The 12,737-nt window shown below is 46.4% G+C and carries 9 protein-coding genes; 4 read left to right on the top strand and 5 right to left on the bottom strand.

The window, feature by feature from the left end:
• Window positions 1-131: 131 nt before the first annotated feature.
• Window positions 132-1,490 carry a lipase family protein gene (locus QUB10_RS10515; protein WP_333201851.1) on the top strand — a complete coding sequence of 453 codons (1,359 nt, stop codon included), beginning with the start codon at window positions 132-134 and terminating at the stop codon, window positions 1,488-1,490.
• Between the two features lie 247 nt (window positions 1,491-1,737).
• On the opposite strand, the gene QUB10_RS10520 is transcribed toward QUB10_RS10515, so the two are convergent.
• Window positions 1,738-3,102 carry an MFS transporter gene (locus tag QUB10_RS10520; protein WP_333201853.1) on the bottom strand — a complete coding sequence of 455 codons (1,365 nt, stop codon included), beginning with the start codon at window positions 3,100-3,102 and terminating at the stop codon, window positions 1,738-1,740.
• Between the two features lie 316 nt (window positions 3,103-3,418).
• Entirely contained in the window at window positions 3,419-5,428 is a 2,010-nt protein-coding gene (locus QUB10_RS10525; RefSeq protein WP_333201855.1) for an Eco57I restriction-modification methylase domain-containing protein, read from the bottom strand.
• Between the two features lie 107 nt (window positions 5,429-5,535).
• On the opposite strand from QUB10_RS10525, the gene QUB10_RS10530 reads away from it, so the two are divergent.
• Window positions 5,536-5,775, top strand: a complete 240-nt coding sequence (locus QUB10_RS10530; RefSeq protein WP_333201857.1) for a CopG family transcriptional regulator — start codon at window positions 5,536-5,538, stop codon at window positions 5,773-5,775.
• Window positions 5,776-5,947: 172 nt separating this feature from the next.
• Window positions 5,948-7,582 (top strand): family 10 glycosylhydrolase, encoded by a 1,635-nt coding sequence (locus tag QUB10_RS10535; protein ID WP_333201859.1) that lies wholly within the window; start codon window positions 5,948-5,950, stop codon window positions 7,580-7,582.
• A gap of 383 nt (window positions 7,583-7,965) precedes the next feature.
• On the opposite strand, the gene QUB10_RS10540 is transcribed toward QUB10_RS10535, so the two are convergent.
• Entirely contained in the window at window positions 7,966-9,330 is a 1,365-nt protein-coding gene (locus QUB10_RS10540) for a calcium-binding protein (RefSeq protein WP_333201861.1), read from the bottom strand.
• Window positions 9,331-9,528: 198 nt separating this feature from the next.
• Between QUB10_RS10540 and QUB10_RS10545 the strand changes: the two genes are divergently transcribed.
• Complete coding sequence (locus QUB10_RS10545) at window positions 9,529-10,890, top strand: sensor histidine kinase (RefSeq protein ID WP_333201863.1); 1,362 nt, start codon at window positions 9,529-9,531, stop codon at window positions 10,888-10,890.
• 69 nt (window positions 10,891-10,959) lie between these two features.
• On the opposite strand, the gene QUB10_RS10550 is transcribed toward QUB10_RS10545, so the two are convergent.
• Complete coding sequence (locus QUB10_RS10550; protein ID WP_333201915.1) at window positions 10,960-12,138, bottom strand: transposase; 1,179 nt, start codon at window positions 12,136-12,138, stop codon at window positions 10,960-10,962.
• The gene (locus QUB10_RS10555) at window positions 12,041-12,622 is read right to left on the bottom strand and encodes an IS607 family transposase (RefSeq protein ID WP_333201864.1); all 582 of its coding nucleotides are present in this window, start codon (window positions 12,620-12,622) and stop codon (window positions 12,041-12,043) included. Before QUB10_RS10555 ends, QUB10_RS10550 begins: the two co-directional genes overlap by 98 nt.
• Between the last annotated feature and the right edge of the window lie 115 nt (window positions 12,623-12,737).

Raw genomic sequence — 12,737 nt, forward strand, 5'->3', positions numbered from 1 at the left:
ACCTGCTAAATCTGCCCCTAAAAAGCAACGAAATATGACCCATTAATATGGTTAATAACCGGAGTTTACAGTAAACTTAATTAAGTAGCTTAAACACTAATTCCCAATCTAACGACAGGAAATAAAAAAATATGTCCTCTTCTCCCGCCGCTTACGAAACTATAGCCAAGCAACTTGCTTACATAGATAACAACCCCCAGTCTCAAACTTTAGTTCAAACAGGTTTGAGCGCTGCTGGCTACCAAATCGATCGCACCTTTGACGATCCCGGTACTGGATTTCACGCGATCGGCTTAATTTCCACCACCCCAGACAAACCGCCAGTTTTGGTATTTCGCGGCACCGACTCGCCCACAGACGATCTTGCCAACGCAGACAAGCGCGGCGTCGGTTTCAACCAATTTGAAGCCAACAAACAGGCATTAGGAAATTGGCTGACACAAATCAGTCAAGATACAGCCAAAAACCCCAGCCGCTTGCCACCAGACCTTCTCGGACACAGCTTGGGCGGCGCCATAACGCAACTAGCAGCCACCGAATTTACCTCTACTATCGGAGATGTTGTCACCTTCAATTCTCCCGGAGTTAGTCAGAGCACAGTCAATACATTTAAGCAGAAAGCCGGCGCCGGGAAAAATGTAACTCACTACATAGTTAGCGGGGATTTTGTTAGTTTGGGAGGAGAAGCTTTTCTCCCCGGAAAAGTAGTTCTTCAAACATTTACTAACCCGATTATCAACCCACTACTTGTCTTGGACAAGCACGGCCAAAGCGGTTTGTTAACTTCTCCACCTCCAGGCTTGACTCAGGCCGAAATCTCTGTAGACCAGTTGAACCGCCCTGATTTCACTTTTACAGATTCAGATTATTTAGAACTGTTAGCTGGCTTAGACTTTGCATTACCAGAATTTGGAGATGCGCTGCAATCGCGCAGCACAGTAGAGCAATTGAGAACCACTCCCGGAAAAGGCTTTTTTGGAAGTTTTAGGGCAATGCAAACTGCTCTCGATCTATCCCAAATTAATAGTTTAGTAGGGGACGATGCCAACAATACAGCATCAGGTTTGGCAGGGGACGATATTATCACGGGGAATGGGGGAAACGACACTCTCATCGGCAATGGAGGTAACGATATTATCAGCGGTGGCATGGGTAACGACCAGTTATTCGGCGGCAAACGAGATGACAATTTGAACGGGGGAGAAGGAGACGATACGCTCGTTGGCGGAGTAGGTGCTGACCTCTTGATTGCCGGCGCTGGACGCGACGTGTTTGTGCTGGGAATTGGGGCTGGTACAGACACACTTATTGACTTTAAACAGGGTGAAGATTTAATCGGTTTGACCAAAGGTTTGAGCTTTAACCAACTGAGAATTACTGAAACGGAGATTTCAACGGGGATCGAGGTTGTCAGCACAGGTGAAGTTCTTGCCAGTTTCTTCGGCACACTAAATACTCCGCTTACAGCTAGCGATTTTAGGTCGATTTAGTTAGCAATACCGATATGGGGTAGGGACACAACATTGTTGTGTCCTCTATTTTGTGCCGCCACGTAGGAACGTCAACAGATACAATTTAATTCAATACGGTTCAGTTAAGCTCGATCCCCCCTAACCCCCCTTAAAAAGGGGAGTAGGGGGTGGGACAAGAACTTACTCTTGCGTCCCCCTTCTTAAGGGGGATTTAGGGGGATCTCCGAGGAATAAATAGTTTTAACTGAACCGTATTGCAATTTAATTAATCGAAATCGTCAAGCCCAGGTCTCGGCATGGATGCCAATTTTTTCTCATCGTCTAGGGGCAGAAAGAAAATCGTCAGCATACCGGGAATCACAGCCAGCGCGCTCATCAAAAAATAATTTTGATAGCCGAGACTCGCCTGCAAGTAGCCGCTGAAAACGCCCGGAATCAGCACTCCTGCGGCCATAAAAGCCGTTGTAATTGCATAGTGAGATGCTTCGTATTCAGGGCGGACAGTCCGCATCAAGAACACTGTATAGGCAGCTACGCCAAGTCCGTAAGTAAATTGCTCGATCGAATTTACAGCATAAGCCCATTCAATCCCCGGTTGATTGATGGCCAACAGCCAATACAGCACGTTAGTCGAATTTTGCAGAATTGCCGTCGGCCACATCCATTTTTTCAATCCTTGTTTAGCAATCAAATAGCCGCCCAGCAACCCTCCAATTAACAGAAACATTACCCCTAAAGTACCGGATAATAAGCCCATATCCGACGTAGAAACTGCTAATCCTCCTTTCTCAACTTTATCCATTAAAAATGGCGGAGCCATTTTAAACGTCAAGGCATCGCCTAACCTAAAAATTAAGACGTAAGCCACAATCCAACCTATTTTATCTTGCTGAAAATAGGTTTTGAATGCTTCGACAAAGCTGGTTGTTTGTTGGGGGGCACCGGATTCTAGATCGTAATTTCTAGGATAGGGAAGATACCACCGCTGAAAAAGATATATCAGCACAAACATAATCGCACAAATACCAAAGGCTGTCGCCCATCCGTAGTTAAGCGCAGACACGCTAAAATCCGAACCGAAAAGTGACAGCGGAATGTTTTGATATATTTTGGTGTCACCTGTATTTCCGCTGACTAAATGCTGTTCTGCCAGTTTCCCCGCTAAGAACACCAATAAACCGCTACCGGCAATGACAGCACCTCTATAAGCCGTGTTGCGAACCCCGACAAATAGTGCTTGTTGGTCTTTATTTAGAGTGTTTAAATAAAATCCGTCAATGGCGATGTCGTGAGTAGCTGACACAAAGGCGATCGCGGTAAAGATAACAAGCGATATAATAATCGGTGCGGGCGTTAATACACCAAAAGCCAGGAAAGCAAACAGAAAAGCACAAATGATTTCGGTTGTTAAAATCCACTTGCGTTTGGTGGAATACAAATCAACAACTGGGCCCCACAAACCTTTTAATACCCAAGGAAAAGACAAAAGACTTGTCAACCCGATGAGCTCGTTGCTGGTTCCCATACCTTTCAAAAAAATCACCGACATTAAATTAACGACGGTGTAAGGGAGACCTTGAGCGAAGTATAATACTGATACCCACAATCCAGCGTTATGCTTTTTTTCCATTGGAGATATATTTTACCTAGTTACTTATTTGATTTACTGAGTGCGATCGACAATTCCGGTCAATTCAACCCCTGGCATCACAGTATATGCCATTCCGATGCCAGCGGCAGCCATATAAATAGTGCATTTTAGCATCATTCTGACTCACAAATGTTTTCATTTTTGGAATAAGCCTGCAAAAGATGTTCTCCGTTAAAACTTAAATCTTGCACCATTGTCAAGAACAGGCAAGATGCCTGTTCCACAAAGAGTGTATTTCTTGTGGAACAGGCATCTTGCCTGTTCCTAAACAAGTAATTGACAATGGTGCAATATCTCAGTTAAAATGAACGAGGTAAGCGCGAACATTCTTGTCCCAGTCAGAAGTGTCATAAGTTCGCAGCAGTTCCAAAGCACTTTCTTCTATCTGATATGCAGTTTTTGGACTATTCACCGGACGTTCGGGACTGTCAGGATTAACAACAATTAAACCTGCATCTAGAAACTGATGCACCGTTTGGCAGCGCACAGTTTCCCGCGTGTTTGGTGTATATTTTTTACTGTACTCCTCCTCCATAAATTCCATAATTGGTGTGATTCCCCGAAGTGGAGATTTCGCCAATTCCCAAGCATCCTTTGGCTTGAGGTCAAGCAAAGCCAGAAGGGTTAAGGCGGAACGTTCGTTAAGCTGACCTTTTGGAAAACCCAGCGCTGCAAGTATTTCTAGAGATTCATCAATACGGTTCTTGATTGTGATTGGGCTATTTTCTAACGGATTTGTCGCCTTCAGCAGTTGTCTCTCGACAAGTTGATCAATCTCCCGCTGTGTAGGAAATATTTCTCCTATTTGAGCGCCAAGTAACAGTAATTGCTCTACATTAGGATACTTCAAATTGCGTAAATCCGTAGCATTAACTTGAGTGTGTCCGTTGAACAGTCGAAAAAACGCATCTACCAAACTCGAATTTAGATAAACGGCCAATCCCCGCGCTAGGGTGAGGTCTAATCCGCGTCCCTGTTGGTGAAAGTAATTCAAATGGTTCTCAAAACCAACGCGAGAACTATTAATTTTATGGGCATCCCAGACAACTGCAACAATTCGCTTTTTCTCTTCCTTTGAGGAGAAGCGCTTGCTCAAAACATAATGTTCGTTAGGTACGAGGAGTGTAGCAGTTTTTTCCGTGACAGCTAAAGCTTGATGCTTTCTCGTGGCTGTGGGATATTCAACACCGCCCGTGGAGAAGTGGGCGGGATAAATCAGCGGAACTGTACCGTTCTCAGGTTTTAGCCGCAAGTCAGAGCGAACACGAAAATCTACAACTTTTCCGGTGGAAACTGTTAAGCCTAATTCCTCTAGGGTGCAAGTAAATTGAGCCATTTGCTCGACTACTTTCTGGCTGACAGAATCCGGTAAAATCCGAATAAATTGCTCGGAATCATTGGGATTAATTAGGGCGGTATAGGGCAGTTGGTGAGATAAAATCAGGTCATCGCCCGCGCTGCTGCTTGAGGTAATTAGTACAGTATTTGGCTGTTCTATTTGTTTGGTGGCGCGCACAATAATAGTTTCTTGCAGCACTGCATCATCGCGAAATGGCAACTGTCGGGATTCAAAGATGTGTAGTTGGCGTAAAGCCATCATTTGAAGGAATACTTTGCGGAAATCTCGAAAGTATAAACCGTTGCAAAAGCTGCGGGGAGTAATCGACACTAATTCACCGTTTGGTTTGAGCAGGTGAGCGGCCGCAACTGTGAAGCCAGCGTAGAGATTGCTGGTTTCTAGTCCTATAGAACGCAGCAAGGTTCGGGCTTGGGATTTAGCGTCTATCTTGGCGTATGGAGGATTGATAATTGCATGGGTAAATTCCCGTTTTACTGGTTGTTTAAAGAGATTGGGCTGCAACATATCGGCGCTGTCTTGAATAAAATCAATTTCGCGAACCTCACAGGTAAAAGTTATCCCAAAACGCTGACATTCAATACTGCATAATTCTAAAGTTTGCTTGAGGTATTCAATCAAAATAAGGTCAATTTCATAAGCTGTAACGTGAAGGCTGTGCGGTTTGTTTGGGCGCTGGCAAAGTTCGCAAACAACGGCTGCTAACAGCGAACCAATTCCTGCACCGGCATCTAAAAGCGATATATCGGGACAGTTAAATTCAAACATTCCCGCCATCCAACTTGCGACTGAGGAAGGTGTTAAAAATTGTCCTTTTTCTCCTCTCTGGCTTTGCTGTAACTTTCGGGTTGCTTCTTGACGCCAGCCATCTACTCGATCGAGCAAATTGCTTGCAGTTGAGTAGCTGTTACCCGGAAGGGCTAGGGTTTGAAAGTGCGGTACTATCATTTGTTCAAAAAGTGCGATTTCGAGTTCAGTTTATTTTCGCCCAAATAGGAATCTATACGCTATCATATTACCAGTTTACTCTCTTCCCATAACAGCAAAGGGCAGCCATGAGTCAAGAAAATTTTACATTTCTCCTTGATAGCGAAAAAAAAGATGCGCTGAAGGCGATCGCTACTGTCACAGATCGCGATTTAACTTATGTTTTGAACGAAGCGATCGCTTCTTACCTGGAAATCTATCAATGGCTGCTTGATGAAATTAACAAAGGCGTTGCGGAGGCGGAAGCTGGAGACTTTGCCAGCGATGATGAAGTCCAAGCAGTTCTTGTGAAATTAACAAGCGGTTAGTTGCTTGTTTTTGAGGCGGTTTACTCATAATCAATCTGTTTATTTATTACTGACATTAGATTAAAAAATTGCCGTTGACAACACAAAACTGTACCCTTGTGCGAAAATGTCAAGCGGACGCTCAAACCAAAAGTCCGTAAAGGACTGTTAAACGCTCTCTCACACATTTCTGATGCGAAATACCAAAACATTCTTTTTGTCAAGCTTGTTCCTGATTGGCTTAACAATTAGTTTTCTGCTGACTCCTGGTTGGTTCTCCAACTTCCCATCCCGCGCGATCCTCTTCGAGGGCTTCGCTAACGCAACTATGCCCCCGCAAACTCAAGCCGCCGAATTTCGCGCATTCTGGGTGGACGCCTTCAACCCTGGCTTCAAAACGCCTCAAGAAGTCACAAAATTGATCGCAGACGCGCAGCGGGCAAATGCCAACGCGATCGTTGCCCAAGTCCGCCGCCGTGGCGATGCCTTTTACACGAGTGCGATCGAACCCCGCACCCTCGATCCCAACGTTCCCCCCGGTTTCGATCCCCTGCAAGATTTGATTGACAAAGCCCACGCCGCAGGCATTGAAATACACGCTTGGATGGTGACGCTGCCGGTGGTTTCGGGCACCAAACTTCCCGCCGGTCACGTTTGGCAACAACACGGGCCTTCGGCCCCAGGAAACGACAATTGGGCAATGCTGACTTACGGTGGAGAAGCCCAAGGCTATCTCGATCCCGGCCATCCAGACGCCGTAGATTATACTGTTTCCGTGTATTTGGACTTGCTGAAGCGCTACGATGTGGACGGTGTACAGTTGGATTATGTGCGCTACGGCGGGCCGACTTGGGGCTACAATCCGACTGCGATCGCCCGTTTCAATCAGCAAACAGGTCGATCGGGCAAACCCGCACCCACAGATCCCGCGTGGATGCAGTGGCGGCGCGACCAGGTGACAAATTTAGTGCGGAAGCTTTATGTAGAAAGCCTTGCAATTAAACCGCGTGTTAAAATTACCGCCGCCACGATCGCCTGGGGAGACGGCCCCACAAACGATGCAGGGTGGTATCAAACGCAGCCTTACAAAGAAGTATTGCAAGATTGGCGCGCTTGGCTGGAAGAAGGGATCGTAGACATGGCGATGCCGATGACTTACCAGCGCGAGTACAAACGATCGCAAAAACTCGCTTATGACCGCTGGATCGAGTACGCTAAAGACCACCAGTATAACCGCCAAATTGCGATCGGCCCCGGCAATTACCTCAACTACATCGAAGACACCCTAGCACAGGTTCGTCGCGCCGAACAGCCGTCTGCGAAAGGAAATCACGTCGCAGGTACGGTGCTCTATTCCTACGCTAGCAGCAACGTGTACACGAATGTGGAACTGCGATCGGGCGGCAGCGGAGATTTGCCCCGCCAGCCTTGGAAATACGTTCCCCAAAGCAACGATTTGTTCTACACCGCGCTTTCTGTGACGAGTCAATACGTTGATGCTGCGACGGGCAAAACCTATGAAACACAGCCTGTCTGGGCGACAGCAGCAGCCGTTCCCGATATGCCTTGGAAGTCGCGGCCGACTACAGGTGCGATCGCCGGAAATTTGCAGCAGTGCGCTCAAACTTGCGATGGTGCCAGCTTGACATTGCAGTCGATCGATGCTGCGGGCAAAGTGCGCCAACTGCGCGCGGATGGTAAAGGATGGTTTGGGGCGATCGAGCTTTCACCCGGTTCTTATCAGTTGAAAGTTGACGGAAGTCAAATTCAACAAACAGTTAATGTTGTCGCCGGTGAAGTAACAAAAGTAAATTTCGCTAGTTTGTAGCGTGTCAGCTTAGTCGGAAATACCCCAGGGTTAGTAAGGTGCTTATGGCGTACCTTACTAATTCATGAATAACCTATTTATAACATTCATTTAAATAAAAATTCTAATAATTGCAGTCGGTTTTAACCGACTTAGGAATGAGAATTATACCAATTTCATAAAGTAGCGCTAGATATTACCCCCCCAACCCCCCCTTATTAAGGGGGGGCTAAGACTTCATCCATAGCACATCTTTAGAAAAATGGTATTAAATCTCAAGCCACAACGGCTGGCGTTTCTGGTATTCCCCCAATATTAAACTGCGGGCAATGTTTGGGTCGATCGCCAAACGGTGTTGTGTGTTTTTTGTGCCACACAACACCGTATTTTATTCACAATTAAAGCTAACTGAAGGTAAATTGCGTTGTGCTGCTCAGGTTTAGGGTACTGGGTGCATCCTGAACGATCGCAATTAACTCAAGGGGCTGTGCAAATCCATTGTTCTTGAAAATTCCCATATCTGCATTGACAGCCCCTCCTTGCAGGGAATTGGGGACGGATCTGAGCACGTAGCTACTGCTCGACCCACCCAGTTGAATGACATCCTCACCGATTCTGAAGTCTAAGATGCGGGCAAAATCGCTCAGACCATCAATGCCAATGTTACCATTGAAAAAGTCCGCAGCATTGTCTAACAAGCCGTTGCCATCATCATAACGGGTTTGCCCGAGCTCTCCGAGCACAAAAGTATCTGCTCCTGCACCGCCAATTAGCACATCAATTTCACCCTTGCCTCCTCCTCTTTCGGCACCTGTAATTCGATCGCTCCCGTTACCCCCGGAAAGAACGTCACTTCCTCCATTACCAAATAGCTCGTCGTTCCCGTTACTGCTTACGAGAATATCATTTCCGTTACCACCACTAGCATTGATGTTTGCTGATACATTAGTTGTATTCAGGCGATCGTTGCCTTCTCCCCCCGTGAATTGGATAAATTCGACACCGCTTGTCGCGCCTAGATTGCGGACACTTAACACATCATCGCCACCGCCACCGTTAATTGCATTGAAACTCTCTATGCCTGTGGTTGTTAAGGTTACGGGGACGAGATTGGTGCGCTGCAATACAATGTTCAAGCCCGATTGGGTGAGATCAATATTATCCCCTTGCGCGATCGAACCGTTGAATAATAAGTTATCGCGACCGCTGTCGCCTTGAATCAAATCGCTGCCGTCGCCATCCACCCATTCAAATGCGTCATCGCCGCTGCCACCGATCATCGTATCGTTGCCCTTGTCGCCAGCTAGGAAATCAAACCCATCGCCACCTTCTAGCAAATCCGTATCGTTACCACCTCGCAGGTTATCGTTTCCTAGTTCTCCCTTTAAAGTATCGAATCCGGCTCCACCAATTAGGCGATCGTTCCCTGCCCGACCGGAGATGTCGTCATTGCTAAAACTACCATCGATCAGATTGCCAAAACCGTTGCCAGTTAAGACATCTTGATTGTTACCGCCAATTAAGTTTTCAATACTGATGAAAGTCCCGCTACCTCCAAAAAAAGTTGCTTTGTTCGTCTCTAAGGAAGCATTTATATTATTGCCAAATCCCAGATAGGTCGCTGTATCGTTTCCGTTTCCACCATCCAGAAGATCGTCCCCAAAAAAACCGCCAAACAGATTATCATTTCCGTCTAATCCCCGCAGGGTATCGCTCGCAGCAGTACCGTTCAGATTGTCGTTGCCGTTGGTTCCATTAATTAAAGCCATGTTCGTTGCTCCTAGATATTAAGTGAATTATTGAGGCAAATCAAAAGTGTTTGCTTTGGTTTGCTATGTCACAATCTTAGGAAATCAACTCGGTTCAACACATCTGAAAAACGTCTCGATCTGACATCAACGAAATGGATATTCTCGATCGCCCCCTCATCTGCCAAAAGTTGCGATCGCCCATCACTGCCTAGTCCGATGTTCGCGCGGCCTATCCCGATCGGCTATAACTTTAGTCATAGTTCCGAGGGGTGGCATCAGCGAAAGTTAGAAAATTGCCGAGTTTTATCGACATTCACTCTGACTTGCAGTATTTTTGGGGAATATTTGAGAGCCAGAACTACTGGAGGCCATGTCATGACGGCGATCGCATCCCTACTAAAAACCCAACCTCAACCATTTCGCTTTCTGCTGTACACCGAGTGGATCATGTTAGGCAGTTGTGGAGTGATGGCCGCCATCGAAGCGTGGCAGCGTCAAAGTCTTCCCGTACAGCACATTCTGATCCTGATCTCCCTGGGCTTGATGGGATGGATCTTACCTGCGGGCAAAACTTCGTTTCGCTATCTCTATACGGCGATCGAAATGAGTCTGATCTTCTACGGAACTACCTTGGGATATCTGCATATCCTACCGACGCTGTATTTGATTGTCTTAATTCGCAGTTGTTTTTTATTTGCATCCCCCGGTCGATGGATTGTGGCAGGTCTGTCGCTGGTAATGTATATGTTTCATCAAGTTCAGTATCTTCAAAGAGTGATACCCCTAATGTTGCCTAATGTCGAGCAACAGCAAATTTGGATGCACCAGACGGCAGAATTGTTGATGTTTGGATTGGGACTATTTTTCGTGTCGCAGTTGGTCAGTACCTTACTAGCAGAACGCAGAACCCAGGAACAACTATCGCAAGCCCACGCACAGCTACGGGAATATGCCCTGCAAATAGAAGATTTAGCAGCGGTTCAGGAACGCAATCGCATTGCCAGAGAGATTCACGATTCCCTGGGTCACGCCTTGACTTCGCTCAACATTCAACTGCAAACCGCCATGAAACTCTGGCAGCATGACCCAATAGAGGCACAACCGTTTTTGGAACAAGCCCAGCGACTCGGTAAGGTGGCGATGAAAGAAGTTCGACAATCGGTAAATGCGCTAAGGGCAGACGCAGAGGCAGAAGAACCCTTGGAACAGGGGATTGCCTCGCTGATGGAAGACTTTCGCCAGAGTACGGGTGTCACTGTTACCAGCAGCATTTGCGTGGAAGTTGTGTTACCACCTCAAGTTGTCAAAACGCTGTATCGCATCGTGCAAGAAGCGTTGACCAACATTTGCAAATACGCCCAAGCTACCGAGGTTCGCCTGCAATTGCAAACAACGTGCGATCGAGTGCTTTTGAGTCTTGAAGATAACGGGCGGGGGTTCCAATTAGAAAGTGGTACTGGCGGGTTTGGATTGCGAGGGATGCAAGAGCGAATTGCTTCTCTCAACGGAGAGTTTCACCTGGAAACATCACCCGGAACGGGGTGTAGAATCGATGTTAGCCTGCCGTTAAGTAGGTAGGCGAAAATAAATTACTTGATGTAACAAAGTGTAAAATTAACGTAACCGATACTTTTTTGCTAACAAATGCTAACAAACACATAAGTTAAGAGAGTTTCTTAACAAAGGAGCATCAACCAATGCCCGAAGGAAAACCCCGCGAGCACCATTTAGATCCCTATCCATCCTCAACCCAGTAGCTTGAGACTTTATAGTCCGAGCGCCGCCAAGGTTAGGAACAATTTCGCCCGTCCACGACACCGTTTTTGAGGTGTAAGCTTCGCTGCAATCAATCACGAGTTTCGACTGTTCCCAAGCTTTCCACTTCAGAAAAGTTTTAAACTCGTAATGGCTCAAGGTCAACATTTGTCTCACCGTTTTGTTTCTTAACTTGCGGCGGGATTTGGAAACCATCCCAGAAGTCTCGAATGTTGGCAGTAAAATCACATCAAAATTATCGACTAAAAACTTAGCCGTTTTGCGATGCAGTTCTGCCACCAAATTCTTGATCTTGCAGCGAAGCCTACCAGTGGCTTTCTTGAATCTTCTTTTCTGGCGACTGGGAGCATGAGAAATCTTTGACACTAATTTATCCAACCGAAAACACAATTTCTGGATGTGTAAATTAGAACCTTGCCCCAACCAACCATAAGAATCTTCCGAAAAAAAAGTCATGAACGTGCGAACACCCGGATCTAAGGCAACAAGCCGACCTTGGTTTTCGGTCTTAACTTGCTGCACTTCTTCTGAAACTACGAGGTAATATTCGCCGTAGGAAAGAGTCAGCCTACCATCGCTCAACAGGTCGGGTAGCGATTCCTTGAGTCGGCATTTACCAAGTATTGAGTGATAAACACCGCAGTCTTTGATTGCCGACTTCGGCACATAGATAGACTGCTTGGTGTCTTTCCTACTGCGAAACTTACACTTGCGGACTTGACCGTCTTTACTAAATCCCTGTTTAGCAGCCTTAACAGCCGAGCAAGCATCTTTGATGGCAATCGATTTAATCTGAAAAGGTACAGGTTTTGCCCAATCAGGCAAGCTGTTGAGTATTCCAGTTTTAATCGTCATCCAGCTAGCTTTAGTACCCGGCTCTTGAAGGTATTTTATAGTCGTGTTGTAGACAAAACGACTTACACCAAACCACTGCTTAACTAGAGCTTTTTGCTCAGGGTTTAGGAATAGCCGGATCTTCCTTGATCTTCTGGCGGTAACTTCTGAGTCCGTGCATTCTGCAACGGTCGCCGTGAAGGATGGAGAGAAGATCCGTTGTGAGTTCGGTTTCCGGGCAGCAAACAGTTCCGCCTTGAACCACGATTTGTCCATTGTTTTGCTCTGCCATGAACTCGAACAGTTCAAATCCGAATCTGCACAATCTGTCGCGACAGGCAACAACAACCGTGAGCTGTTCGCCGCGCATAAATCTGACCAGTAGGGCTTGCAGTCCTTTCCTTTTGAAGTTGATTCCTGAACCGATATCTTGGATGATTTCGGCGTCTGGATACTGCTGCGGCATGAATTCAATTTGGCGGGCGAGGTCGTCTCGCTGCTTGGGGGAACTAACTCGACAGTAGCAAACAAGGGTAGTTCTAGCTGCACCGCGCTGGTAGGACTCGACATCGTAGAGTCTTTGCCCTGCTTCGTTTTTGATGCTTTTGATCTTCCCTTCGTCTGCATATTTCCTCAAGGTATGGGGATGCAAGCCTAGAAATTTGACTGCTTTTCTGAGTGGTACGTATGCCCTGAGCAAATGGTAGCATACATAATTAAATATGAGCAAATGAATTACTGTGCGTCAACCTCTTTTGGCGTTTTTTCTTGGTCTGTGTAATTAAGAACTATCATGGGATAATACATTTTAGGAA

Source organism: Microcoleus sp. B5-D4, from assembly GCF_036705145.1.
Classification (GTDB): domain Bacteria; phylum Cyanobacteriota; class Cyanobacteriia; order Cyanobacteriales; family Microcoleaceae; genus Microcoleus.